24 protein-coding genes are annotated in these 26,153 nt (G+C 62.7%); 15 read left to right on the top strand and 9 right to left on the bottom strand.

Going from position 1 to position 26,153, the window contains the following annotated elements; genetic code table 11:
* Positions 1-40: 40 nt before the first annotated feature.
* The 5 genes from AB6809_RS20495 to AB6809_RS20475 all read left to right on the top strand — a co-directional run bounded on the left by AB6809_RS20495 (position 41) and on the right by AB6809_RS20475 (position 5,315).
* Positions 41-1,363, top strand: a complete 1,323-nt coding sequence (locus tag AB6809_RS20495) for a sugar ABC transporter substrate-binding protein (RefSeq protein WP_029968144.1) — start codon at positions 41-43, stop codon at positions 1,361-1,363.
* A gap of 275 nt (positions 1,364-1,638) precedes the next feature.
* Positions 1,639-2,574: a carbohydrate ABC transporter permease gene (locus AB6809_RS20490; protein ID WP_006050007.1), complete on the top strand. Its 936-nt coding sequence runs from the start codon at positions 1,639-1,641 to the stop codon at positions 2,572-2,574.
* Positions 2,571-3,446, top strand: a complete 876-nt coding sequence (locus AB6809_RS20485; protein ID WP_006050008.1) for a carbohydrate ABC transporter permease — start codon at positions 2,571-2,573, stop codon at positions 3,444-3,446. The genes AB6809_RS20490 and AB6809_RS20485 overlap by 4 nt, the downstream gene beginning before the upstream one ends.
* Complete coding sequence (locus AB6809_RS20480) at positions 3,443-4,144, top strand: HAD family phosphatase (RefSeq protein ID WP_029968140.1); 702 nt, start codon at positions 3,443-3,445, stop codon at positions 4,142-4,144. The genes AB6809_RS20485 and AB6809_RS20480 overlap by 4 nt, the downstream gene beginning before the upstream one ends.
* Positions 4,145-4,205: 61 nt before the next feature.
* Positions 4,206-5,315 (top strand): ABC transporter ATP-binding protein, encoded by a 1,110-nt coding sequence (locus AB6809_RS20475; protein ID WP_029968138.1) that lies wholly within the window; start codon positions 4,206-4,208, stop codon positions 5,313-5,315.
* Positions 5,316-5,347: 32 nt separating this feature from the next.
* On the opposite strand, the gene AB6809_RS20470 is transcribed toward AB6809_RS20475, so the two are convergent.
* The 3 genes from AB6809_RS20470 to dalD all read right to left on the bottom strand — a co-directional run bounded on the left by AB6809_RS20470 (position 5,348) and on the right by dalD (position 9,427).
* Complete coding sequence (locus tag AB6809_RS20470; protein WP_029968136.1) at positions 5,348-6,295, bottom strand: sugar-binding transcriptional regulator; 948 nt, start codon at positions 6,293-6,295, stop codon at positions 5,348-5,350.
* A gap of 123 nt (positions 6,296-6,418) precedes the next feature.
* Positions 6,419-7,900 carry a xylulokinase gene (gene xylB / locus AB6809_RS20465; RefSeq protein ID WP_006050013.1) on the bottom strand — a complete coding sequence of 494 codons (1,482 nt, stop codon included), beginning with the start codon at positions 7,898-7,900 and terminating at the stop codon, positions 6,419-6,421.
* Between the two features lie 114 nt (positions 7,901-8,014).
* On the bottom strand, positions 8,015-9,427 hold the full coding sequence (gene dalD / locus AB6809_RS20460) for a D-arabinitol 4-dehydrogenase (RefSeq protein WP_006050014.1): 1,413 nt from the start codon (positions 9,425-9,427) through the stop codon (positions 8,015-8,017).
* 386 nt (positions 9,428-9,813) lie between these two features.
* On the opposite strand from dalD, the gene AB6809_RS20455 reads away from it, so the two are divergent.
* The 7 genes from AB6809_RS20455 (at position 9,814) to AB6809_RS20425 (ending at position 17,915) form a co-directional block, all read left to right on the top strand.
* A complete protein-coding gene (locus AB6809_RS20455; RefSeq protein WP_029968135.1) occupies positions 9,814-10,794 on the top strand; it encodes an AraC family transcriptional regulator in 981 nt (326 codons plus the stop codon).
* A gap of 122 nt (positions 10,795-10,916) precedes the next feature.
* Complete coding sequence (locus AB6809_RS20450; protein WP_029968134.1) at positions 10,917-11,864, top strand: ABC transporter substrate-binding protein; 948 nt, start codon at positions 10,917-10,919, stop codon at positions 11,862-11,864.
* Between the two features lie 71 nt (positions 11,865-11,935).
* Positions 11,936-13,456 (top strand): sugar ABC transporter ATP-binding protein, encoded by a 1,521-nt coding sequence (locus AB6809_RS20445; RefSeq protein WP_029968133.1) that lies wholly within the window; start codon positions 11,936-11,938, stop codon positions 13,454-13,456.
* Entirely contained in the window at positions 13,443-14,450 is a 1,008-nt protein-coding gene (locus AB6809_RS20440) for an ABC transporter permease (protein ID WP_006050018.1), read from the top strand. Before AB6809_RS20445 ends, AB6809_RS20440 begins: the two co-directional genes overlap by 14 nt.
* A 43-nt stretch (positions 14,451-14,493) precedes the next feature.
* On the top strand, positions 14,494-15,591 hold the full coding sequence (locus tag AB6809_RS20435; RefSeq protein ID WP_371027060.1) for an alcohol dehydrogenase catalytic domain-containing protein: 1,098 nt from the start codon (positions 14,494-14,496) through the stop codon (positions 15,589-15,591).
* Between the two features lie 45 nt (positions 15,592-15,636).
* Positions 15,637-17,181: an FGGY-family carbohydrate kinase gene (locus AB6809_RS20430; protein WP_006050020.1), complete on the top strand. Its 1,545-nt coding sequence runs from the start codon at positions 15,637-15,639 to the stop codon at positions 17,179-17,181.
* Complete coding sequence (locus tag AB6809_RS20425; protein ID WP_029968131.1) at positions 17,178-17,915, top strand: SDR family oxidoreductase; 738 nt, start codon at positions 17,178-17,180, stop codon at positions 17,913-17,915. The genes AB6809_RS20430 and AB6809_RS20425 overlap by 4 nt, the downstream gene beginning before the upstream one ends.
* Positions 17,916-18,003: 88 nt before the next feature.
* Here AB6809_RS20425 and AB6809_RS20420 read toward each other — a convergent pair whose 3' ends face one another.
* Entirely contained in the window at positions 18,004-18,270 is a 267-nt protein-coding gene (locus tag AB6809_RS20420; RefSeq protein WP_029968130.1) for a hypothetical protein, read from the bottom strand.
* A 117-nt stretch (positions 18,271-18,387) separates the two neighbouring features.
* Between AB6809_RS20420 and AB6809_RS20415 the strand changes: the two genes are divergently transcribed.
* Positions 18,388-19,518 (top strand): lipopolysaccharide assembly protein LapB, encoded by a 1,131-nt coding sequence (locus AB6809_RS20415; protein WP_307258139.1) that lies wholly within the window; start codon positions 18,388-18,390, stop codon positions 19,516-19,518.
* Positions 19,519-19,599: 81 nt separating this feature from the next.
* On the opposite strand, the gene kynA is transcribed toward AB6809_RS20415, so the two are convergent.
* From kynA to kynB, 3 genes are read right to left on the bottom strand one after another with little or no spacing between them, the layout of a single operon-like run.
* Positions 19,600-20,544 (bottom strand): tryptophan 2,3-dioxygenase, encoded by a 945-nt coding sequence (kynA, locus tag AB6809_RS20410; protein ID WP_029968126.1) that lies wholly within the window; start codon positions 20,542-20,544, stop codon positions 19,600-19,602.
* A 10-nt stretch (positions 20,545-20,554) separates the two neighbouring features.
* Positions 20,555-21,805 (bottom strand): kynureninase, encoded by a 1,251-nt coding sequence (gene kynU / locus AB6809_RS20405; protein ID WP_029968124.1) that lies wholly within the window; start codon positions 21,803-21,805, stop codon positions 20,555-20,557.
* 36 nt (positions 21,806-21,841) lie between these two features.
* Positions 21,842-22,480: an arylformamidase gene (gene kynB, locus AB6809_RS20400; RefSeq protein WP_029968122.1), complete on the bottom strand. Its 639-nt coding sequence runs from the start codon at positions 22,478-22,480 to the stop codon at positions 21,842-21,844.
* 129 nt (positions 22,481-22,609) lie between these two features.
* Here kynB and AB6809_RS20395 point away from each other — a divergent pair, with 129 nt between their 5' ends.
* Entirely contained in the window at positions 22,610-23,125 is a 516-nt protein-coding gene (locus AB6809_RS20395; protein ID WP_006050025.1) for an Lrp/AsnC family transcriptional regulator, read from the top strand.
* 64 nt (positions 23,126-23,189) lie between these two features.
* On the opposite strand, the gene AB6809_RS20390 is transcribed toward AB6809_RS20395, so the two are convergent.
* Complete coding sequence (locus AB6809_RS20390; RefSeq protein ID WP_006050026.1) at positions 23,190-23,699, bottom strand: flavin reductase family protein; 510 nt, start codon at positions 23,697-23,699, stop codon at positions 23,190-23,192.
* Between the two features lie 257 nt (positions 23,700-23,956).
* On the opposite strand from AB6809_RS20390, the gene msrA reads away from it, so the two are divergent.
* Entirely contained in the window at positions 23,957-24,505 is a 549-nt protein-coding gene (msrA, locus tag AB6809_RS20385; RefSeq protein WP_029968120.1) for a peptide-methionine (S)-S-oxide reductase MsrA, read from the top strand.
* Positions 24,506-24,538: 33 nt separating this feature from the next.
* Here the strand turns inward: msrA and AB6809_RS20380 are convergent, their stop codons facing one another.
* Positions 24,539-26,104 carry a DUF72 domain-containing protein gene (locus AB6809_RS20380; protein WP_307258558.1) on the bottom strand — a complete coding sequence of 522 codons (1,566 nt, stop codon included), beginning with the start codon at positions 26,102-26,104 and terminating at the stop codon, positions 24,539-24,541.
* Positions 26,105-26,153: the final 49 nt, after the last annotated feature.

Raw genomic sequence — 26,153 nt, 5'->3', positions numbered from 1 at the left:
ACGCAGCATCACATAACGCACGAGAAAGGAGACAACACACATGAAACCAGCCCTCAAGTCCGCGCTCAAGATGGTGAGCGCAGGCGCCGCTGCCTGCTTTGCGCTAAGCGCGTCGGCGGCCACGGTGACGATCGCGACGCTGAACAATCCGGACATGATCGAACTGAAGAAGCTCTCGCCAGAATTCGAAAAGGCGAATCCGGACATCAAGCTGAACTGGGTGATTCTCGAGGAAAACGTGCTGCGTCAGCGCGCCACCACCGACATCACGACCGGCAGCGGCCAGTTCGACGTGATGACGATCGGCGCCTATGAAACCCCGCAGTGGGGCAAGCGCGGCTGGCTCACGCCGCTCACGAACCTGCCCGCCGACTACGATCTCAACGACGTCGTGAAGACGGCCCGCGACGGACTTTCCTCCGGCGGCCAGTTGTACGCGCTGCCGTTTTACGTCGAAAGCTCGATGACGTATTACCGCAAGGACCTGTTCGCAGCGAAGGGCCTGAAAATGCCCGATCAACCGACCTACGACCAGATCGCGCAATTCGCCGAGAAGCTCACCGACAAAGCCAACGGCGTGTACGGCATCTGCCTGCGCGGCAAGGCTGGCTGGGGCGAGAACATGGCCTACGGCACGACGGTCGTGAACACGTTCGGCGGCCGCTGGTTCGACGAAAAGTGGCATGCGCAACTCACGTCGCCGGAATGGAAGAAGGCGATCACGTTCTATGTCGATCTGCTGAAGAAGAACGGCCCGCCCGGAGCGAGCTCCAACGGCTTCAACGAAAACCTCACGCTGATGTCCTCGGGCAAATGCGCGATGTGGATCGACGCGACCGTGGCAGCCGGCATGCTTTACAACAAGCAGCAATCGCAGATCGCGGACAAGGTCGGCTTCGCGGCCGCGCCGGTCGCGGTCACGCCGAAGGGTTCGCACTGGCTGTGGGCGTGGGCGCTGGCGATTCCGAAGTCGTCGAAGCAGGCCGACGCGGCGAAGAAGTTCATCGCGTGGGCGACGTCGAAGCAGTACATCGAACTCGTCGCGAAGGATGAAGGCTGGGCTTCGGTGCCGCCGGGAACGCGTCAATCCACCTACGCGCGTCCGGAATACAAGCAGGCTGCGCCGTTTGGCGACTTCGTGCTGAAGGCCATCGAGACGGCCGATCCGGAACATCCGACGTTAAAGCCCGTGCCGTACACCGGCGTGCAGTTCGTCGGGATTCCTGAGTTCCAGTCCTTCGGCACGGTGGTCGGTCAGAGCATCTCCGGCGCGATTGCCGGTCAGATGACCGTCGATCAGGCGTTGGCGGCAGGGCAGGCCACCGCGGATCGCGCAGTGAAGCAGGCCGGCTACCAGAAGTAATGCCGAAGTCGGTCGCACTTCGCGACTGACTGAAGCAACGGAACTGAACCACGGAACCGAAGCACGGAACCGAAGCACGGAACCGAAGCACGGAACCGAAGCACGGAAACAAGCCCTGTGGCACGCGCCGGCTGACGCCCGTCAGCCGGCTCACGCAGTACAGCGGGCCGTCACGGCCGCACTAAGCCGTCACGCCGTTTTGTCCTCGCATCAAAAGCGACATGGCGATTCATGCGGCTCGTGCCGCCCGCGCATTACCGAACAGGTGGTCAATCATGCGTCCTCTGCGCCTGCCTCTCATGCATGCCCATCCTCAGACAGAAAAAGAACGCGAAGTCCGCAAAGCCAATTCGGCGCGCTGGCTCGTGTCGCCGTCGGTCGCGGTGCTGTTGCTGTGGATGACGATTCCGCTCGCGATGACGATCTGGTTTTCGTTCTCGCGCTACAACCTGCTGAACCCGGACCTGAAGGGTTTCGCCGGCTTCGACAATTATCAGTATCTTGCCAGTGACCCGTCGTTCGGTCCGTCGATTGGTCATACGCTGCAATTGATCGTGGCGGTGCTGGTGATCACGGTGGTGGGTGGCGTGCTAATGGCGATTCTGTTCGATCGCAAGTTCTACGGCCAGGGCGTTGCGCGGCTGCTTGCAATCGCGCCGTTCTTCGTGATGCCGACGGTGAGCGCGCTGATCTGGAAGAACATGATCTTGCATCCGGTGTATGGCCTGATTGCGAGCGGCATGCGCGCAATCGGCCTGCAACCGATCGACTGGTTCGCCGAATATCCGTTGACCGCGGTCATCATGATCGTCGCGTGGCAATGGCTGCCGTTCGCGTTTCTGATTCTGTTCACGGCGATCCAGTCGCTCGATCAGGAGCAGAAAGAAGCGGCGCGCATTGACGGCGCGGGGCCGTTCGCGATGTTCTTCTATATCACGCTGCCGCATCTGAAACGCGCGATTGCCGTGGTCGTAATGATGGAGACGATCTTCCTGCTGTCGATCTTCGCGGAAATCTATACAACGACGGGCGGCGGTCCGGGCACCGCGACCACTAATCTGTCGTACCTGATCTATTCGCTCGGCCTGCAACAGTTCGACGTCGGTCTCGCATCGGCGGGCGGCATTCTCGCTGTCGTGCTGGCCAACATCGTGTCGTTCTTCCTCGTGCGCATGCTCGCGAAGAACCTCAAAGGGGAGTACGAAAAATGAGCCACGTTGCCTCTACTCCGGCGTCGACCACGGCGCCCGTCACCGTGCATGCCAAGTCGCCGTTCGATACGATCCGCCGCGCAATTCCCGGCGTGCTCGCCTGGCTCGTCGCATTGCTGCTGTTTTTCCCGATCTTCTGGATGACGATCACCGCATTCAAGACCGAGCAGCAGGCGTATTCGTCGTCGCTATTTTTCACGCCGACTTTCGACAGCTTTCGTGAAGTGTTTGCGCGCAGCAACTACTTTTCGTTTGCGTGGAATTCGATTCTGATCTCGGTCGGCGTCACCGTGCTGTGCCTGATTCTGGCCGTGCCCGCCGCGTATGCGATGGCCTTTTTCCCGACGCGCCGCACGCAAAAAGTTCTGCTGTGGATGCTGTCGACGAAGATGATGCCGTCCGTCGGCGTGCTCGTGCCGATCTATCTGCTGTGGAAAAACAGCGGCCTGCTCGATACCGTGTCGGGTCTCGTGATCGTCTACACGCTGATCAATCTGCCGATCGCGGTGTGGATGTCGTTCACGTACTTCGCTGAAATTCCGCGCGATATTCTCGAGGCAGGACGCATCGACGGCGCGGCGACCTGGCAGGAAATCGTCTATCTGCTGATGCCGATGGCGCTGCCGGGGCTTGCTTCCACCGCGCTGCTGCTCGTGATTCTTTCGTGGAACGAAGCGTTCTGGAGCATCAATCTGTCCAGTTCCAATGCCGCGCCGCTGACTGTGTTCATCGCATCGTATTCGAGTCCGGAAGGGCTCTTCTGGGCCAAGCTGTCCGCGGCTTCGCTGCTTGCCGTGGCGCCGATTCTGATCGTCGGCTGGTTGTCGCAGAAGCAGCTCGTGCGCGGCCTCACGTTCGGGGCGGTCAAATGACGGCAGACACGCGTGCAGCAAATCTCGCGCTGATCTGCGATTGCGACGGTGTGTTGATCGACAGCGAAGCGGTGGCCGCGCGCATGCTCGTGCAGGAACTCGAGGCGCGCTGGCCCGGCGCGAATGTCGAACCGGTCGTGCTGCCGCTGCTCGGGCTACGCATCGAAAGCGTGCTAACGGGCACCGCGATGCAGCTCGGCAAGAGCCTCGGCCTCGACGACATCGACGCGATTCGCCGTTCTGTCGAAGCGGCCGCGATGCAGGCGCCGGCAGTGGAAGGCATCGAGCAGGCGCTCGCGCAAGTGCCGCTCGTGAAGGGCTGCGCGAGCAATAGTTTTCGGCCTTATGTGGAGACGGTTCTGGCTCGCACGGGCCTCGTGCGGTTCTTCGGCGATCGCCTCTTTTGCGCCGACAGCGTGGCCAATCCGAAGCCCGCGCCCGACGTTTATCTCGCGGCGGCGCAGGGTTTGCGGCTCGCGCCGTCGGCGTGCCTCGTGGTGGAAGACAGCGTAACCGGCGTCACGGCCGCAAGCGCGGCGGGCATGACGGTGCTTGGCTTTATCGGCGGCGGCCATGCAAGCGATGCGCAGATCGACAAGCTGCATAAAGCCGGCGCGCGTCACGTATTCGACGACATGCAGCAGTTGCCGGAACTCGTCGCGCAATGGACGCTGAGTGCAACGGCTGCGGCGCCTTGAACGCACAAGCAACGCAATAGCACCACACAAGCAACGCGCAAGCATTACACGGAGACACATCATGGCAAGCGTAACTCTGCGCAATATCCGGAAGGCTTACGACGACACCGAGGTGATGCGCGACATCAACCTCGACATCGCGGACGGCGAGTTCGTCGTGTTCGTCGGCCCGAGCGGCTGCGGTAAATCGACCCTGATGCGGATGATCGCCGGCCTCGAAGACATCAGCGCCGGCGATCTCACCATCGACGGGACACGCATGAACGATGTGCCGCCCGCCAAGCGCGGCATCGCGATGGTGTTTCAGTCGTACGCGCTGTATCCGCACATGACGCTGTACGACAACATGGCGTTCGGCCTGAAACTCGCGGGTACTAAAAAGCCGGAGATCGACGCGGCCGTGCGCAATGCGGCGAAGATTCTGCATATCGATCACCTGCTCGATCGCAAGCCGAAACAGCTTTCGGGCGGCCAGCGTCAGCGCGTCGCGATTGGCCGCGCGATCACGCGTAAGCCGAAGGTGTTTCTGTTCGACGAACCGCTGTCGAATCTCGACGCCGCTTTGCGCGTGAAAATGCGCCTCGAATTCGCGCGTCTGCATGACGAACTGAAGACCACGATGATCTACGTGACGCACGATCAGGTCGAAGCGATGACGCTTGCGGACAAGATCGTCGTGTTGTCCGCAGGCAATCTCGAACAGGTGGGCAGTCCGACAATGCTGTATCACGCGCCGGCCAATCGTTTTGTCGCGGGCTTTATCGGTTCGCCGAAAATGAATTTCATGGAAGGCGTGGTGCAGTCGGTCACGCACGACGGCGTGACGGTGCGCTACGAAACCGGCGAGACGCAGCGCGTCGCTGTTGAACCGGCTTCGGTAAAGCAGGGCGACAAGGTGACGGTCGGCATTCGTCCCGAGCATCTGCATGTCGGCATGACGGATGACGGCGTATCGGCCCGCACGATGGCCGTCGAATCGCTCGGCGACGCCGCGTATCTGTATGCGGAGTCGAGCGTGGCGCCGGATGGTTTGATCGCGCGCATTCCGCCGCTCGAACGGCATGCGAAGGGCGAGACGCAGAAGCTCGGCGCGACGCCCGAGCATTGTCATCTGTTCGATAGCGACGGTAAGGCGTTCCAGCGCAAGATCGTCGAAGTGCTGGCGGCCTGAGTTCTACCCGCTAGAAGGGGGCGTGCGCCGCTTCACGCCTCCAGCGCCGCGCGCGCGCACAGCTCATCGGTGACGAGCCCCGACAGCCAGCCGCCCTTGAGCACGGCGATCAGCGCCTCGCGCTTGCGCTTGCCGCCCGCGAAGCCAATGGTGGGCCGCTGCGGCGGCGAGTCGATTGAAATGCTGGTCACGCGCCGGCCTGTGGGCGACTCGACACGCGCGCCGGCGGCATTAATTGGCAGTCCGAGCATTTCCGCCACCGCACCGCCTTGCACCAGCTCTTTTACTTCCGCCGACGTAATAAAGCCGTCTTCGTGCAGCGGGCATTTCGGCCCGATATTGCCGATGCCGACAAACGCGACATCCGCCTCGGCCGACAACGATTCGACGATCCGATACAGCCGGTGATTGCACCACTGTGCACGTTCGGCCTCGCTATCGGCGATCAACGGCGCGGGCAGCAGAAAATGCTTGCCGCCCGTCTTCTCCGAAATGTGCAGCGCGACGTCATAGCGGTTCGAGGAGCCGTCCTGGGCGATCGCTCCGACCATCGATACCAACCGATGCTGCGGACGGTCTAGCTGCGCGATCTGGTCGACCGCGGCTTTGAGCGTCCGGCCGCTGCTGACGGCGACCACCATCGGTTTTTCTTCCGTGAGGTAACGCTCCATCACCTGCGCGCCGGCTACCGCGAGTTTGCGGTCGACTTCCTCGGGCGTGTCGCTGTCGATGGGCACGACTTCGCACATCGACAGGCCATAGCGTTTGGACAATTGGTCCGCAAGCGACAGGCAGTCCGCCAGTTGATGATCGACGCGCACGCGGATCAGGTTCTTTTCCACCGCGAACGCGACGAGCCGCTGCGCAACCGGGCGCGACACCTGGAGCTTCTCGGCGATCTCGTTCTGCGTATTGCCCGCGACGTAGTAAAGCCACGCGGCGCGAGTAGCAAGGTCTAATTTTTCTGTGGACTTGGGCACGGTGACGATCCGCTTGAGGGGCGCCGATGATAGCAGCCGGTTCATGCATGCCGATGCATCACGATGCATGGCGGCACGGCCGGCTGCGGTTTGCGCTGCGTTGCTATGCGCCTGGATGAGCGCCTAGATGAGCCGCTCGCGAGCGGAGTCGAAGAGCGGCCGCACATGACGGTACAGCGCACGATAAGCGTCGAGCCGCGCGCGCAATTCGGCATGACGGCGCGCGTTCGGCGTGAACTCTTTTTCGATCGGCGGTTTGGCGAGCACGATCGCCGGATCGCCGCCCGCTGCGAGCCAGCCGAGGCGCGCCGCGCCGAGCGCCGCGCCCGTCTCGCCGCCGCCGTGCTTGCGCGTCGCGGTGTCGAGCGCGTCGGCGAGCAGTTGCGCCCAGTAGTCGCTGCGCGCGCCGCCGCCTAACAGCGAGAACGCTTTCGCTTCGGTGCCGGCCGCGCGCAGTGCGTCGAGGCCGTCGGTGAGCGCGAGCGTCACACCTTCGAGCACCGCGTAGCCGAGCAACGCGCGATCCGTCGCGTGATTCATGCCGAAGAAAACGCCCTGCGCGTAGGGGTCGTTGTGCGGCGTGCGTTCGCCCGACAGATACGGCAAGAAGAGCGGCGCGGTGTTGAGCGCATCCGCGGGCAGCGCTTCGATTTCGGCGAGCAGCGTGGGTTCGTCGGTCGAGGTGAGCTTGCAGACCCAGCGCAAACAGCTCGCCGCGGAGAGCACCACGCTCATCTGATGCCAGCGGTCGGGAATCGCGTGGCAGAACGCGTGGACAGCGGACGCGGGGTTCGGCCGGAAGCTGTCGCCCACCACGCACAACACGCCCGACGTGCCGAGCGACACGAAGCCGTCGCCCGGCTGCGTCGCGCCGATGCCGATGGCGCTCGTCGCATTGTCGCCGCCGCCGGCCGCGACGATCACGCCGTCGCTCAAGCCCAGTTCGCGCGCGACCTCGGGCAGCAATGTGCCGGACGGCGCGCTGCCTTCGGCGAGCGCCGGCATCTGCGCGCGCGTCATGTTGCAGGCGGCGAGCAGCGAATCGGACCAGTCGCGTTTCGCGACATCGAGCCACAACGTGCCGGCCGCATCCGATGGATCGGACACCTTGCCGCCGGTCAGTTGCAGACGCAAGTAGTCTTTCGGCAGCAGCACGCAGGCGGTGCGCGCAAAGATGTCGGGCTCGTGACGCGCGACCCACAGCAGCTTCGGCGCGGTGAACCCCGGCATCGCAAGATTGCCGGCGACGCTATGCAAATCGGGCGCGCGCTCCGTGAGCTCGGCGCACTCCTTGTCGCTGCGCATGTCGTTCCACAGTATCGCGGGCCGCAGCACGCGGTTCTCCGCGTCGAGCAGCACCGCGCCGTGCATCTGCCCGGACAGGCCGATGCCGCGAATCTGCGCGAACTCGTCGGGATGCTTCGCGCGCAGTGCGGCGAGCGCGCTTTGCGTGCCCGTCCACCAGTCTTCGGGATTCTGCTCGGCCCAGCGCTGATGCGGGCGCGAAACGGTGAATGGCGAGCCGGCGGTGCCGATCACGCGTCCCGTCGACGCGAGCAGCAGGACTTTCACTTCGGACGTGCCGAGGTCGATGCCGAGATACATGGGCGCGAAACCTTCGTCGTTGGAGATGCGCTACTTTAGCCGCACGCCGCGCGCGGTGCCATGCGCATTAAGCCTGGCACCGCGCGAATCCGGCTGGTGTGTTTGCGGCGCGGCTTACGCCTGACCGCGTTTTGCGAGCCACACGTCGACGCGCGCGAGCGCGCCGGCCAGCGCCGATTCGAGTTCCTGCGTCGCGGCCATGCTGCCCCACAGCAGACGGTCGGCGGCGAACGCCTGCAACGGATCGGGCGCCGCGAAGAAGCCGCGCGCGACGCGCTCGTCCATCACGCCGTCCTGATACGTGTAGGGCAGCGTGCCCGTCTGCCAGCGTTCGAGGAAGCGGAAGAACAGCGCGGGCAGCATCGCGGTGGCCGCGGGCGTGACGCCTCGCTCGAAACATTCGGCGAGCGTCGGCGCGATGAAGCCAGGCAGTTTGGAGAAGCCGTCCGCCGCGACGCGCTGGTTCGTGTCCTGGATATAAGGATTGCCGAAGCGCTCGAGCACGACATCGCGATAGCGTTCGAGATCGAGCGGACTCGGCGAGAGACAGGGGATCACATCCTGCGTCACGTAATCGAACGCGAACTGGCGGATGTCGGCGTCGTGCGTGCCTTCGTGAATGTAGTCGAGACCGACGAGCGTGCCCGCCCACGCAATGCAGCTATGCGTCGCGTTGAGAATGCGGATCTTCGCTTCTTCATAGGGCAGCACGGAGTCGACCAGTTCCGCGCCGACTTTTTCCCACGCGGGACGCCCGGCGATGAAGTGCTCCTCGATCACCCATTGGATAAACGCTTCGCCCATCACCGGGCATGCGTCGTCGACACCGGTTGCGGCCTTTACGCGTTCGCGCACGTCCGGCGTCGGGCGCGGCGTGATACGGTCGACCATCGAACTCGGGCACGCCGTGTTGTCGTCGAACCACTGCGCGAGTTCGTCCGCGCCGCGCAGCTCCAGAAACGCGCTCATGCCCGCATGGAAACGCTCGCCGTTGCGGCGCAGGTTGTCGCACGTTTGCAGCGTGACGGGGCCCGCGCCGGCTTTCATGCGCGCGTCGAGAATGGCGGCCAGCGCGCCGTAGATGGTCGTGTGTCCGCCTTTGAGATCGGTCGCGAGATCGGGATTCGCGGTGTCGAGCTGGTCGTGTTCGTCGAGGTAATAGCCGCCTTCGGTGACGGTGAATGCAATGATCTTGCATGCGGGATCGGCGCCGGCTTCGATCAGCGTGTCGAGGCTTTGCGTCCACGGCAGCACGCGCTCGATCGAGCGGATCGTCTCGTAAGCGCGCTCGCCTTGCGGCGTGACGGTCTCGAGCGTATAGACGCCGTCTTGCGCGGCCAGTGCTTCGAGCACCGCGTTCATGTCGCTGCGAATATTGCCGACGGTGAGCGACCAGTGCGGTTCGCCCGGCAGCTTCGCTTCGTTCAATCTATGGAGATACCACGCCTGATGCGCGCGATGAAACGACCCCGCGCCGATATGCAGGATCACCTGTGCGGCCTCGCCGCTGCCTTGCCCGCTGCTCATTGTGCGTCTCCATCTGTCTGGGCTGTTGCGCGGCTTGTCGCGCGCATTTATTGGTCGTTAGAGCATTTGCTCTGTATGTGAGCGAATGATCGTACCCGCTGAAACGAAAGTCAAGGCGGCCACAGGATGTTTTCGTGGCGCAGCGCGGCGGCGCATGGCTGCAACGCATCACGAATCGCGTCGATACATGCTTCGTGGCGCGCTTCATCGGCTCTTTTGCATTGCATCATTCGTGACCTTGCGCGCGTCGGGACTTACCCGAATGCAAAAAAGTATCGGTACGCGGTTTCATTTTTAGTGGTGGCGCGCGCGTTTCAAGACTACTTTTCGCTATACAAGACGAAGACGAGCGGCATCTCCCTTGAGCCGCTCCATGGAGGCAGACAGTGCAACCCGATCTGGAGATCGTGGCCGTACGCCGCGACGAGTCGTTCAAAGTGTGGTCGCACGGCTATCCGTATCGCACGGTACGCTGGCACTTTCATCCCGAGTACGAGATTCATCTGATCGTGGCGACGACCGGCAAGATGTTCGTCGGCGATCACATCAGCAGCTTCGCGCCCGGCAATCTCGTGTTGATGGGTCCGAACCTGCCGCATAACTGGGTGAGCGATGTGCCCGAAGGCGAGAACATCGCGCAGCGCAATCTCGTCGTGCAGTTCGGCCAGGAGTTCGTGTCGAGTTGTCTTGAGAGCTTTCCCGAGTGGCGTCAGGTCGAGGCGCTGCTTGCGGACTCGCGCCGCGGCGTGTCGTTCGGCGCGCGCACGAGTGCGGCGATTCAGCCGCTTTTTCTCGAACTATTGGGCGCGCGGGGATTGCGCCGCCTCGTGCTCTTCATGTCGATGCTCGAAATCCTGATGAGCGCCGAAGACCGCGAGACGCTCGCGAGTCCCGCGTATCAGGCCGATCCGACGGGCTTCGCGTCGACGCGCATCAACCATGTGCTTTCGTATATCGGCAAGAACCTCGCGAACGATTTGCGCGAATCGGATCTCGCGCAACTGGCCGGCCAAAGTGTGAGTGCGTTTTCGCGTTATTTCCGCCGGCACACGGGCCTGCCGTTCGTGCAGTACGTGAACCGCATGCGCATCAATCTCGCTTGCCAGTTGTTGACCGATAGCGAGCTGAGCGTGACCGACATCTGCTTCAAGGCGGGCTTTAACAACCTGTCGAATTTCAACCGGCAGTTTCTCGCGGTGAAGGGGATGGCGCCTTCGAAGTTTCGCCGCTATCAGCAATTGAACGACGCGAGCCGCGATGCTTCGGAAGAAGCGGCCGCGCGCGGAAGGGGCGTCGACGACGCGCCCGCCATCGTGCTCGCGCCAGGCTTGCCGCGTCCTGCCGCCGCAGCTTATCCACCGACGTAGCCTCTGCGTATTTCACCGCCGGGCTTTTCAGCAAGGCGCTTTGTTTCACCCGCGTTTCAACACGTATCGCGCTGTCCGCCGACAGCGTGACGGACGTGCTCACTTCAAAAACGGAGACAACCATGACGCAAACCCTCGTGACGCAATCCATCATCAAACAGGCATCGTTGAAGACATTCGCGAGCCTCGCATTCGGCCTCGCGCTGATCGCCGCGCCTGCCGCGCAGGCCGCACCGCTGAAGATCGGCATGACGTTTCAGGAACTGAACAATCCGTATTTCGTGACCATGCAGAAGGCGTTGAACGACGCCGCTGCGTCGACCGGTGCAACGGTAGTCGTCACCGACGCTCATCACGACGTGAGCAAACAGGTGAGCGACGTCGAAGACATGCTGCAGAAGAAGATCGACATTCTGCTCGTGAATCCGACCGATTCGACGGGCATTCAATCGGCGGTGACGTCGGCGAAAAAAGCGGGCGTGGTGGTGGTCGCAGTGGACGCGAACGCGAACGGTCCCGTCGATTCGTTCGTCGGCTCGAAGAACTTCGACGCGGGACAGATAGCTTGCGAGTACCTCGCCAAGTCGATTGGCGGCAGCGGCGAAGTGGCGATTCTCGACGGCATTCCGGTCGTGCCGATTCTCGAACGCGTGCGCGGCTGCAAGGCGGCGCTTGCGAAGGCGCCGGGCGTCAAGCTCGTGGATACGCAGAACGGCAAGCAGGAACGCGCGACCGCACTGTCCGTCACCGAGAACATGATTCAGGCGCACCCGAACCTGAAGGGCATCTTCAGCGTGAACGACGGTGGATCGATGGGCGCGCTCTCCGCAATTGAGTCATCGGGTAAGGACATCAAGCTGACGAGCGTCGACGGCGCGCCCGAAGCGATTGCCGCGATTCAAAAGCCGAATTCGAAATTCATCGAGACGTCAGCGCAGTTTCCTGCCGACCAGGTGCGCATTGCACTCGGCATCGCCTACGCGAAGAAGTGGGGCGCCAATGTACCGAAAGCGATTCCCGTCGACGTGAAGATGATCGACAAGAGCAACGCGAAGGGTTTTAGCTGGTAAGCCCAATGCCCGCCGCGCTGTGTTTGCGGTGGTCGATGCGAACACGGCGGCGGGCAGTGATGGAGCACCCGATGGACACGATATTGAAACTCGAGAACATCAGCAAAAGTTTTCCGGGCGTGAAGGCGCTGCAAGGCATTCACCTCGAGATAGCGCGCGGCGAAATCCACGCGCTGCTCGGCGAAAACGGCGCGGGCAAGTCGACGCTGATGAAGATTCTGTGCGGCATTTATCAGCCGGACGAAGGCACGATCACGATCGACGGCGAGCCGCGGCACTTTGCAAATTATCACGACGCGGTCGCTGCGGGCGTCGGCATCGTGTTTCAGGAATTCAGCCTGATTCCGTACTTGAATGCAGTGGAGAACATCTTTCTCGGCCGCGAAATGAAGAACGGCCTGGGCCTGCTCGAACGCGGCAAGATGCGGCGCGCGGCGGCCGATATATTCGCGCGGCTCGGCGTGTCGATTGATCTGTCTGTGCCGATTCGCGAACTGTCGGTTGCGCAGCAGCAGTTCGTCGAGATCGGCAAGGCGTTGTCGCTCGAAGCGCGCATTCTGATTCTCGACGAACCGACCGCGACGCTCACGCCCGCCGAAGCAGAGCATCTCTTTGCCATCATGCGCGACCTGAAAAAGCAGGGCGTCGCGATGATTTTCATCTCGCATCACCTGGAGGAAATCTTCGAGGTCTGCGACCGCATCACCGTGCTGCGCGACGGTCAGTACGTGGGCATGACCGATGTCGCGCAGTCCGACGTGAGCCGGCTTGTCGAAATGATGGTGGGACGCCGCATCGAAAGCAGTTTTCCGCCGAAGCCGCCGCTGCGCTCCGACGCGAAGATCGTGCTGGACGTACAGAAGCTGCAGTTGCATAAGGACAGCCCGGTGCTGCAATTCACGCTGCGCGAAGGCGAGATTCTCGGTTTCGCGGGACTGGTCGGTTCTGGACGCACCGAGACCGCGCTCGCCGTGATCGGCGCGGACGCGGCGTATGCGAAGGAGATTCGCATCAACGGCGAGGCCGCGAAACTGTCGGACCCGGCCGACGCGTTGCGGGCGGGCGTCGGCATTCTTCCTGAAAGCCGCAAGACGGAAGGGCTGATTACGGACTTCTCGATCAAGCAGAACATCTCGATCAATAACCTCGGCAAATACCGCTCGCTGCGGTTCTTTATCGATCAGCGCAGCGAAGCGCGCGCCACCGCCGACATCATGAAACGCGTCGGCGTGAAAGCACCGACCATGCATACGGAAGTCGCCACGCTGTCGGGCGGCAACCAGCAGAAAGTCGTGATCGCGCGCTGGCTGAACCACCACACCAACATCCTCATCTTCGACGAACCGACGCGCGGTATCGACGTCGGCGCGAAGGCCGAGATCTATCTGCTGATGCGCGAACTCACCGCGCGCGGCTATTCGATCATCATGATTTCGTCGGAACTGCCGGAGATCGTGGGCATGTGCGACCGCGTCGCCGTGTTCCGGCAAGGCCGCATCGAAGCGCTGCTCGAAGGCGATCAGATCGACTCGAACGCCGTGATGACCTATGCAACCGCCGGCACTCGTGGAGCCCTGCATGAACACGCCTAATCCCTCTTCGCCGCCGAAAACGTCGAGCGTCAGCGGCAATACGCCCGGCGCACCCGTGCGCTTCACCTGGGCCGCGTTGAAGCGCTCGACGCTCTTCTATCCGTTCGTCGGTTTGCTCGTGGTTTGCATCGTGATGGTGTTCGCGAGCGACAGCTTTCTCTCCGGCGCGAACATCGAGAACGTGCTGCGCCAGGTGTCGATCAACGCGATCATCGCCGTCGGCATGACGTGCGTGATTCTCACGGGCGGCATCGATCTGTCGGTCGGCTCGGTGATGGCGCTTTCGGGCACGCTCGCCGCGGGACTGATGGTGGCCGGCATGAACGCAGTTGCCGCGTTGGCGGTTGGCGTTGCGGTGGGTCTCGGCTTCGGCGCGGCCAACGGGTTCTTCGTCGCGTTCGCCGGCATGCCGCCGATCATCGTCACGCTCGCGACGATGGGCATCGCGCGCGGCCTCGCGCTGATTTACACCGGCGGCTATCCGATCGACGGCTTGCCCGAGTGGGTCAGCTTCTTCGGCAGCGGCAAGATTCTCGGCATTCAGGCGCCCGTCGTGATCATGGCGGTGATCTATGTGATCGCGTGGGTGCTGCTCGAACGCATGCCGTTTGGCCGCTACGTGTACGCGATTGGCGGCAATGAACAGGCGACGCGTCTGTCGGGCGTGCGCGTCGCGCGCGTGAAGCTGATCGTCTACACGATTGCAGGTTTGACGTCTTCGTTTGCCGCCATCGTGTTGACCGCGCGTTTGATGAGCGGCCAGCCGAATGCGGGCGTGGGCTTCGAACTCGACGCCATCGCGGCCGTCGTGATGGGCGGCACGTCGATCTCCGGCGGACGCGGTTCGATTATCGGCACGTTGATCGGCGCGCTGCTGCTCGGTGTGCTGAACAACGGACTCAACATGGTCGGCGTGAATCCGTATGTGCAGAACGTGATCAAAGGCGGAATTATTCTGCTCGCGATTTACATCAGCCGTGACCGCAGAAAGTAACGCTTTCTTCTCCATTGATTTTCACTTCCGGCAGGATCATGCAATGACGAATGAATTCACTCCATCCGACAAGCAGGACATGACGGCGATTGTCTGCCACGCACCGAAAGACTATCGCGTCGAACAGGTAGCGAAGCCGCGCGCGCGAGCGCATGAACTGGTGATCCGCATCGCCGCATGCGGGATCTGCGCGAGCGATTGCAAATGCCATTCGGGCGCGAAGATGTTCTGGGGCGGGCCGAGTCCGTGGGTTAAAGCGCCGGTGATTCCGGGGCACGAGTTCTTCGGCTTCGTGCAGGAACTCGGCGAAGGCGCGGCAGAACATTTCGGCGTGAAGGTCGGCGACCGCGTGATCGCCGAGCAGATCGTGCCTTGCGGCAAGTGCCGTTATTGCAAATCCGGCCAGTACTGGATGTGCGAAGTGCACAACATCTTCGGCTTTCAGCGCGAAGTCGCCGACGGCGGCATGGCCGAGTACATGCGTATTCCGCCGACCGCCATCGTCCATAAGATTCCGGACGGCATTTCACTCGAAGACGCCGCTATCATCGAACCGCTGGCGTGCGCGATTCACACGGTCAATCGCGGGGATGTGCAGTTGGATGACGTGGTCGTGATTGCAGGCGCAGGTCCGCTCGGTTTGATGATGACGCAAGTCGCGCATCTGAAAACGCCGAAGAAACTCGTCGTGATCGATCTGGTGGAAGAGCGTCTCGCACTCGCGCGCGAGTATGGCGCGGACGTGACGATCAACCCGAAACAGGACGACGCGCTCGCGATCATCCATTCGCTCACTGACGGCTACGGCTGCGACGTCTATATTGAAACGACCGGCGCGCCGGTCGGCGTCAATCAGGGCATGGATCTGATCCGCAAGCTCGGGCGCTTCGTCGAGTTCTCCGTGTTCGGCGCGGATACGACACTCGACTGGTCGGTGATCGGCGACCGCAAGGAACTCGATGTACGCGGCGCGCACCTCGGACCGTATTGCTATCCGATTGCAATCGATCTGCTCGCGCGCGGACTCGTGACGTCGAAAGGCATCGTCACACACGGCTTTTCTCTGGAAAAATGGGACGAGGCGATCAAGGTCGCCGATTCGCTGGATTCGATCAAGGTGCTGATGAAGCCGCGCGCGTAAGCGCCGGCATCTACTGAAGCGCAGCGCTACAACAACGGAGACTGTATGGAATACGTCATCGGCGTCGACATCGGCACGCAGAGCACGAAGGCGCTGCTGGTTGATCGGCACGGCGCTATCGTTGCGCAACACGCGTCGAGCTATCAGCCGGATACGCCGAAGCCTCTATGGGCCGAGCAATGGCCGGCGGTGTGGTTCAAGGCGGTCACCGAATGCATTGCCGCGTGCGTGCAGAAGGCGAAACAGGCGGGCGTCGCGGCGGATTCCATCAAGGCCGTGTGCGTGAGCAGCCTGTATGGCGGCTCGGGCATTCCCGTCGATAGCGAGATGCGGCCGCTTTATCCGTGTCTGATATGGATGGACCGGCGCGCAACCGATCAGGTCGAATGGGTGCACCGCAACGTCGACCTCGAGCGGCTGTACGCGATCACCGGCAATGGCGTGGACAGCTACTACGGCTACACGAAGATGCTGTGGCTGCGCGATCACGAGCCCGACGTATGGGCGCAAACGCGTTACTTCCTGCCGCCGAACGCGTATGTGATCTACATGCTGACGGGCGAAGTCGCGGTCGATCACAGCTCGGCGGGCAACATCGGCGGCATCTACGATATTGCGCAGCGCGACTGGTCCGACGAGGCGCTCGACATGCTCGGCATTCCCGCGACGATGATGCCGGAGCGGCTCGTCGATTCATCGGAAGTGGTCGGCGGCTTGCTGTCGCAATGGAGCGGGCAGCTCGGACTCGCGGCAGGCACGTCGATTGTGGCGGGCGGCGTGGACGCCGCGGTCGCGACATTCGCCGCGGGCGTGAGCCGAGCAGGGCAACATGTCGCGATGATCGGCACGAGCATGTGCTGGGGCTACGTCAATCAGACGGTCGATGCGCGCCACGGATTGATCAGCATGCCTCACGTTTTCAACGGGCAGCGCGACATCTATGTGTTCGGCGGCGCGATTACCGCGGGCGCGTCAGTGACGTGGTATCGCGATCAGTTCTGTCATGCCGAAATGGAAGCCGCGCGCGCGACGCCGCATGGCGATCCCCATCGTCTGCTCGAAGACAATGCATCGAAAGTGCCGGCGGGATCGGATGGCGTGATGTTTTTGCCTTATCTGATGGGCGAACGCAGCCCCGTGTGGGACGCCAAGGCGAGCGGCGCGTTCGTCGGCCTGAGCCTTTTTCATACGCGGGCGCACTTGTATCGCGCGGTGCTCGAGGGCGTGTCGTTTGCGTTGAAGCACAACATCGAGGCCGGACGCCAGGGAGCGCAGTCGTTGGAGGACAAGCTGATCGTGGTCGGCGGCGCCGCGCATTCGGACTTGTGGATGCAGATCATCGCCGACATCACCGGCTATCCGGTCTATACGATCGAGCAGGAAGTGGAGGCGGCGATGGGCGCCGCGTTGCTCGCCGCGCTCGGCGTCGGGCTGATTTCGCGCGAGGCGGCGCAGGGCGGCTGGATCACGCTGATCGAGCGCGCACAACCGGACGCCGCGCGAATGGCGCGTTACGAAGAGCGCTTCGGCATCTATAAAGACCTGTATCCGGCATTGAAGCCGGTCATGCATCGCTTGCAAACATCATGAATGCTACTTTCGATTTTTCCGGCCGCTCGATATTCGTAACGGGCGCATCGAGTGGAATAGGGCGCGCGACGGTCGAGATGTTGTGCGCGAGCGGTGCCGATGTCGTCGCGGCGGCGCGCAATGCGAACGAGCTTGCGCGTCTCGCCGAAGAAACCGGCTGCGAGCCGTTGAAGCTCGACGTCAGCGACGAAGCCGCAATCAACGAAGCGTTTCTATCGCTCGGTGCTTTCGACGGTCTGGTGAATTGCGCGGGCATTGCGTTGCTCGAGCGCGCGGTGGAGACAACGGCCGCGAGTTTCGATCGTGTGATGGCGGTGAACGCGCGCGGCGCGGCGCTGGTGGCGAAGCATGTGGCGCGAGGGATGATCGACGCGAAGCGGGCCGGCAGTATCGTGAACGTTTCGAGCCAGGCGGCGCTTGTCGCGCTTGACGATCACCTGAGCTATTCGGCTTCGAAGGCTGCGCTCGATGCGATCACGCGGGCTTTGTGCATCGAGTTGGGGCCGTTTGGGATTCGTGTGAATAGCGTGAATCCGACTGTTACGCTGACGCCGATGGCTGTGCAAGCGTGGAGCGATCCTATCAAGCGCGAGCCTGCACTTAAGGCTATTCCGCTTGGGAGGTTTGCCGAGCCGGTTGAAGTGGCTTCGGTGGTGGCGTTCTTGCTGAGCGATGCGGCTTCTATGGTGAGTGGGGTTTCGCTGGCGGTTGATGGGGGATTTGTGGCGCGGTGAGGGTTTCCTGGTTCGCCGTTGCAGGAAACCCTGAAGACAGGTGTCGCAGAAAGACGCACAATTTGCGCGGCTTTCTGATCCACGTTGGCTACCAGTCCTCGCCGCTGGCAAGAACTTCGGCGTGGTATGCGCGTGCCCGTTTCGAAATCTCTTCCCACTGCTCTACGGTCATGGACCGAGGTCTGTCAGTCGGATAGACGGTAAGAACCAGGCTATTGTCTTTTTCGACCGCAAGCTCCATGAACGGATTGAAGTTGGTCGGATCGTACGACTCGCCGTCTTCCAATAGATAGACAGTGATATAGGGATGCGCAGCGTTGACGTCGCTGAATAACTCAAACGCAAGATGTGTCATTTTGGTCCTCGGAATCCGATAAAGTTACCACCTGGTGTGAAGCTTACCTCTGGGCCAGTCGGAGGAATATGCGCGACGTCCCTCACTCGCCAGATCCGCCTCTTTGGAATGTCCGACTTGACCGCCAGTACCCCGCAAGCAGTAGACAGAAATCTCCTTATTAGCCGCGCGGACGCCGATTTCTCCGCGATGCGGATGCACGAAGCAGCGAGCGGTTATCGCGAGTTGCTAACAGTGAATCCGCGCGACGTGTACGCGCTGCATCGCATGTGTCTGATCTGCGTACACACGGATGAAATCGCGAAAGCAAACGACTATGTGACGCGTGCGCTTCAGATCGACGCCGCACGAGCCGACCTCTACGAACACGCGGGCCTGATCGCCGCGATGATGGGCGAATACACGCGATCGGAAATTCTCTATCATCGCGCGCTGCAACTCTCCGGAAGCACCGCGACACTGCACCGCAACCTCGGCGATTGCCTGCGGCTGCTCGGGCGCGTCGTCGAGGCAAAAGCGCAATACAAGGCCGCGTTGTCCATCGAGCCGAACCTACATCACGCGGCGCGAGCCATCGCGCGCATCAGCGTCGAACTGGGCGACATCGACGATGCCGTCCGCTATTGGGCGCTCGCATGGTCGCTCGATTCGTCATCGTTGCAAGACGGACTCGATCTAATAGTTGCATTGGGGAAAGCCAAGCAGACCGCGCTGGTGAGCGAGACGGTCGCGCACATCCGGGAGCGCGAAGCGGACAATGCAGACGCGCTACAGGAACTATGTCTCGCGCTCTACAAGATTGACCATTTCGCCGACATGCTCAGCGTCGCGCGACAAGGACTCGCGCTCGCTCCGCAGCGCGTGACGCTGCATCACTATGCGGCCCATGCACTGAGCGTGCGCGGCAAAGTCGCGGATGCTCTCGCGCACAGCAGGGAAGCGGTGCGGCTCGCGCCCGACGATCCGATGTTGCAGTGTCAGCTTGCATGCCTCGAGTTGAGCCAAGGTGATTTCAGAAGCGGGTGGATGCGTCGCAATGTGATGTATTCGACGCCGCTCGCGCGCGCCACGCTGGTGTTCCCGGATTTTCCGCGATGGAACGGTGAGCCGCTCAATGGACGCCGCTTCCTGCTCGTAGGCGAGCAAGGTCGCGGTGACGAGATCCAGTTTCTCCGCTTCGCCGAATGGCTCCGCCGGCAAGGCGTGGTATCCGTCGATGCGCTTATTCCAGCAGCAGAATCTTGGTGAGTGGCAGCCGGTGATCGGCGAAGTGCGCAACGCTTTGTCGACGCGCTGCGTTATCGACTAAAGAAGCGCCGCAAGCGCGATCTACAACACCGTCCTGACATGCCAAAGCTCAGGAAACAAAACCACATCGAGCATCTTGCGCAGATAAGGCGCGCCACTGGTCCCACCCGTCCCCTGCTTGAAGCCGATAATCCTCTCGACGGTAGTAACGTGCCGGAACCGCCACTGCCGGAAAGCGTCCTCGAGATCGACCAGTTCCTCGGCCATCTCGTACAACTCCCAATGCTGCGAAGGATTGCGATACACCTCGAGCCAGGCCGCTTCGACGGAAGCATCGTGAACCGTGGGCTGCGTCCAGTCGCGCGCGAGCCGCGACGGCGAAATCGCAAAGCCGCGACGCGCAAGCAGCTTCACCACTTCGTCGTAGAACGACGGCGCTTCCAGTGACGCCTTCACCTCGGCGAGCACATCGGCCCGATGCGCATGCGGCTTGAGCATCTGCTCGTTCTTATTGCCGAGCAGAAACTCGATCTGCCGGTACTGATACGACTGAAACCCCGACGAGCTGCCCAGGTAAGGCCGCATCGCCGTGTATTCGGACGGCGTCATTGTCGCGAGCACGCTCCACGCCTGCACGAGCTGCTCCATGATCCGCGAGACGCGCGCGAGCATCTTGAACGCCGGCGGCAACTCGTCGCGATGCACGGCGTCGAGCGCGGCGCGCAACTCGTACAGCGCGAGCTTCATCCACAATTCGCTGGTCTGATGCTGAATGATGAACAGCATCTCGTTGTGATCGGGCGACAACGGATGCTGCGCATTCAGCACCGTCCCGAGCGACAGATAATCGCCGTAACTCATCGAGCCGGAGAAGTCGAGCTGCGCGTCGTGCCAGCCATCCTCGGCTGAAGAAGCGTTCGTAGTAGTAGTCGCAGCGTCGGCGGACGCAGCGCTCCCATGACCGAACGGGCAACCTTGCGCGGGCTTTTCTTCGGGCAAGCCCGGCGTTTGCATGTGATCGTTCATCGTGCGCTCCTCAGGTCACGGCGCCGCGCGCGGCAAATTCCGGCGCGCGCCAGGTCTCGCGTGCGAGCGCGTCGCGCAAGGTTTCGACGGCGTCCCATACATCCACGAAGCGCGTATAAAGCGGCGTAAAGCCGAAGCGCAGCACATGCGGCTCGCGATAATCGCCGATCACCCCACGCGCGATCAACGCCTGCATCACCTCATAGCCATGCGGATGCTCGAAGCTCGCATGTGAGCCGCGCTGCGAGTGCGCGCGCGGCGTGACGAGCTTCAGCGGAAACTCGCTGCAACGCGCTTCGACGAGTTCGATGAAGAGATCGGTCAGCGCCAGCGATTTGCGGCGAATCGCCTGCATGTCAGTCTGCAGAAACACGTCGAGCCCGCATTCGACGAGCGCCATCGACACCATCGGCTGCGTGCCGCACAAATAGCGGCCGACGCCCTGATCCGGCCGATACGTCGGGTTCATCTCGAACGGCGCGGCATGTCCCCACCAGCCGGAAAGCGGCTGCGCGAAATTATTCTGATGGCGCTTCGGCACCCACACGAACGCGGGCGAGCCCGGACCGCCGTTCAGGTACTTGTAGGTGCAGCCGACTGCGTAGTCGGCGCCGACGCCATTCAGATCGACCGGCACCGCGCCCGCCGAATGCGCGAGGTCCCACAGCGCGAGCGCGCCCTTGTCGTGAATCAGCTTCGTCAGCGCGGCCATGTCGTGCATGTAGCCGGTGCGGTAGTTCACATGCGTGATCATCGCGATCGCGGTGTCGTCGCCGATTGCTTCGGGCAGATCCGACGGGTCGTCGACGAGACGCAGTTCATAGCCGCGGTCGAGCTGCTCGATCACGCCCTGCGCGATGTACAGGTCGGACGGAAAATTCGAACGCTCGGACACGATCACACGCCGCTTGGGGTCGCGCGCGTCGGCGAGCCGCAGTGCGGCGGACAGCACCTTGAAGAGGTTGATCGAAATCGTATCGGTGACGACGACTTCGTCCTCGGCGGCGCCGATCAGCGGCGCGAGTTTATTGCCCAAGCGACGCGGCAGCGCGAACCAGCCCGCCGCGTTCCAGCTGCGGATCAAACCCTCGCCCCATTCGGCGGCGATCACGGTTTGCGCGCGTTGTGCGGCGGCGGCCGGCGGCACGCCGAGCGAATTGCCGTCGAGGTAGATAGTGGTCGACGACAGCGCGAACTGGTCGCGCAGTGGTGCGAGCGGGTCGGCGCTGTCGAGCGCCAAGGCTTCTTCGCGATGATTCATGGTGGTCTCGTTCGTTCGCGTATTGCGGATTGGAAGTCAGTGCGCGTCGGGCAGCGCGCGCAGGAGCGCGCGCACGGGGCTCGCGTCGAGCGTGGTCAGCTTGAGCGGCAGCGCGATCAGTTCGTAATCGCCGGGCGCGACGTCGTCGAGCACGATGCCCTCGAGAATCGCCATGCCGTGCGCGCGAATACGGTGGTGCGCGTCCATCGTCTTCGATTCCTGCGGGTCGAGCGACGGCGTGTCGATGCCGATCAGCTTCACGCCGTTGGCCGCGAGCAGGTCGATCGTTTCGGGCGCGACGGCGCAGAAGCCGCTGTCCCACGCCGCGGTCGGCGCGTTTCTGTAAGTGCGCAGTAAGACTCGCGGCGGCAACGCGGCCAGCGAGTCACGCAGATGTTGTGGCATGACAACAGGCGACGCGCCGATGCAATGAATCACGCGGCATCGTCCGAGATAGGCGTCGAGCGGCACTTGGCCGATTGCGGCGCCCTCCGCGTCGTAGTGCAGAGGCGCGTCCGTGTGCGCGCCGGTATGCGGCGAGAGCGTCAGCCGCGCGACGTTGACGGGCGAGCCGGCCTCCATCCGCCAGACGCGCTCGATGCCGACGGGCGTGTCGCCTGGCCAGACGGGCGTCGCCGTATCGACGGCGGGGGTGATGTCCCAGAGTGTTTGCATGTCCGCATGGAAGGTGGAGGTCTATACGGAATGATAGGTGGCCAGCCGCGAAATGTGATTGCGAAAAAATCTCCTTCTAAGCCCGGTCTTGGAACATAATTTGAGTTAAATGGGAAAGGGAGACCGAATATGAACGCGATCTCGCTCGACGCCACCGATTGCCGTATCTTGACGGTGCTTCAGCAGGAAGGACGAATCAGCAATCTCGATCTCGCGGAGCGCATCTCGCTGTCGCCGTCGGCGTGTCTGCGGCGCTTGCGTCTACTGGAAGAACAGGGCGTCATCGAGCACTATCGCGCGTGTCTGAACCGCGAAGTGCTGGGCTTCGAACTGGAGGCGTTCGTTCAGGTGTCGATGCGCAATGAACAGCAGAATTGGCACGAGCGCTTCGCTGAAGCGCTGCGCGACTGGCCGGAAGTGGTCGGCGCTTTTGTCGTGACGGGCGAGACGCACTATCTGCTGCGCGTTCTCGCGCACAACCTCAAGCACTATTCGGATTTTGTGTTGCAGCGTCTCTATAAGGCGCCGGGCGTGCTGGATATTCGCTCGAATATCGTGCTGCAGACCTTGAAGGAAGATTCGGGCGTGCCGGTTTCGCTGGTCACGCGCAATAACACACACGGCGCGCCGCACAACGATCGCTGAGGCGCCCTCTGGCGCACAGCGCCGGCCTGGCCCTGGCAAGGGCGGTTGCAAGCGCCCCGTGCGCTTACAACGACTTGAGGCCGTGGAACTGGCCGTTCTGGAAAACGAGCGGCGCCATGTCGGCGGCATTCTCGTGCACGCCGCAGCGCTCCACCTCGCCGACGAAAATCACGTGATCGCCTTCTTCGTAACGGCTGCGGTTATGGCATTCGAACCACGCGAGCGCGCCGTCGAGCACCGGCATACCGCTGTCGCCCGCCGCGTGCGATACGCCTTCGAAGCGGTCGCCCTTCACCGTGGCGAAGCGCTTGCATAGATCGAGCTGCGACGCGGCCAGCACGTTGACCACGTAGTGACTGTTCGCGCGGAACACCGACATCGACGCCGAGCGCGTGGCGAGGCTCCACAGCACGAGCGGCGGCTCGAGCGAAACCGAATTGAACGAGCTGGCGGTGATGCCGATTAACTGGCCGGACGGCGCACGCGTCGTGATGACGGTGACGCCCGTAGCGAACTGGCTGAGCGCCTGCCTGAAGGCCGGCTGGTCGAAGTTGGGCGGGCTGGCGTGCTTCATTGCGCGCAAGCCGCCGATGCGTGGCGGCCGGAAGCCGCGCCGAAGCTCTCGCGCGCACGGCGGGAAACAGTTGATTCGAAAGTCATAGTGAAAATCGTCGATTTGCCCCAATTTTAACTGCAATCGCGGTGCACTGACCGCGACGCAACCGGCGCATCGCAAAACCCGCTAAGCTGGAACGCTACCGCCGATGGCATGGGCGTTGCGGCAAAGCGAATGCGGCATCGGCCGATCACGAGTGAGAAGGAGCGAGCAGCATGAGTCAGACAGGCGAAGTCGCCACCTTGGGTGGCGGGTGTTTCTGGTGCCTCGAAGCGGTTTATCTGGGCGTCGACGGCGTCAACTCGGTGGAGTCGGGCTATGCGGGCGGCCACACGCAGCGTCCGACCTACGAGCAGGTGTGCGACGGCGCGACGGGGCATGCGGAAGTGGTGAAGGTCGAGTTCGATCCGTCGAAGATCAGCTACCGCGAGATCCTCGAAATCTTCTTCGCGATCCACGATCCCACGCAGTTGAACCGGCAAGGTAACGATGTCGGCCCGCAATACCGCTCGGTCATCTTCACGCATTCCGACGCGCAGCGTGAAGCCGCTTTGCAGGTGATCCGCGAAATCGGCGAGCAGGGCATCCACGACGGCCAGATCGTCACGCAGGTGCTGCCGCTCGACGGCAACTACTGGCCTGCCGAGGCCTATCATCAGAATTATTTCGCGCAGCATCCGGAGCAGGGCTATTGCTCGTTCGTGGTCGCGCCGAAGGTGGCCAAGTTCCGGCAGAAGTTTGCGCATCGGATCAAGGCGGGCTGAGGCGGGCCGGCGCGGGTCTGTGTTCAGTGCGGCTCAGTGCGGCTCGCTGCTGTTCGAGTCGCTGGTCTGAGCGCGGCTTGCGTCGCCCGGCGGATCTGGCGGGCGCGGCTCCTGAGGGTCACTGTGTTGCATCGCTGCGGCATTCACGGCGTCTGTTTCCTGCTGTGAGGGCTCCTGCTCGCGGCGGTGGCCGTGCTCGTGTTCCTCCTGTTCGTGCTCGTGCTCGTGCTCGCGCTCATTCGCGAGCCGCGCATACGCTTCAATGATCTCGCGCGCCAACTCGACGCAACTGAGCGGCGCCGAACCTTCCGCCTTGTTATTCACCGCGATGACCACCGGCTGGCCGGCCAGCGCATAGCGCGCGGCCAGCTCCGCGAGCGACGCGCGCGTGGCCGGATCATGGTCGACGAGCTTATCGAACGGCTCGTATTTCGCCTTCGCCTGCTCGTATTTGAAGCCGCCGTGCAGGCTCCAGCGCACGACCAGCGGACCGGCCGGCTCGCCGTCCAATAGTGCGAGCGCCGCCGCCTGCCGCAGCGGATCGGGCATCCGCGCATGAATGCCGACGCAATAACGCACGCCCGCCGCTTTCAGCGTACGAATGAAACGCGGCGTGAGCAAACTGGCGTCGCGGATTTCGATTGCATAGCAGGTGCCTTGCGGCAGCGTGGGCAACGCCGCGAGGAACTCGGCCAGCCGTTCGATGAAAACCGCGGGCTGCGCGAGCATCTGGTCGGGCAGCGGCGACAACTGGAACACGAGCGCGCCGGCCTTCGCGCCCAGTCCTTCGAGACACGGCGTCACGAAGTCGTCGATCGCCATTTGCGCGTTCAGAAAACACGGATTCAGCGACACCGGTTCGCCGCGTTCTGCGCGCACGGTGGCGTCGGTGATCGTCATCGGCGCCTTGACGATGAAGCGGAAATGCTCGGGCACCTGCTGCGCGTAGCGCAGGTATTCGGTGACGGTGAGCGCCTGATAAAACGACCGGTCGATGCTGACCGTCTTCAGCAGCGGATGCGCGCCGTAGGCGGTCAGGCCGTCGCGCGACAGTTTGCTGTTGCTGTATTCGTCGCCGTAGACGATGCCGTTCCAGCCGGGAAACGACCACGTCGATGTGCCGAGGTGCACTTGCGGCGGCAGTTGTGAGGCGAGCGCGAGTATGTCCGGCGAGGGCGGGGCCGCGAGGATTTCGCGAGTGCGGCGCTTTCTGGGGGCGTCGGTGGCCGCGCCCGTTGGTGTGGCCATAAGCGTCGGCTCGGGCGCTGCTTCTTCTTGCCAGAGCGAGGTGGCGGCTGTCGTAGAGCGGGCGGGTTGCCGGCTTTCGATTTTCGGCGCGTGAGTTACAAAAGGCGCATCGGCTTGCGCGTCCAACGGTGCTTGAGCGCCTGAACGAGCGCGCGACGGTTTCGCGCGGGCTTCGGCTTTCGGCGCTGCGGGCGCCGCTTGCACCGGCATCCCGAACAGATCGAACTGCGCGGCTTCGCCTGGCGCTTTCGCTTCGCTCGACGCCTCGACTCCGCTCCGCACTCCCACGTCGCTTTGCTCGCCGCGTTCGTCCAGCGCCTCTTCCTCTTCTCTTGTCCCGCTCTGACCCATCGAGATTTTCACTAGTAAGCACCGCGACCGCCCGCGTTAGCACGACGCC

This window comes from Paraburkholderia sp. RCC_158 (genome assembly GCF_041355255.1).
Classification (GTDB): domain Bacteria; phylum Pseudomonadota; class Gammaproteobacteria; order Burkholderiales; family Burkholderiaceae; genus Paraburkholderia; species Paraburkholderia graminis.
Note: the sequence above shows the minus strand (reverse complement) of the source record. Positions and strands in the feature narration are given on the sequence as shown.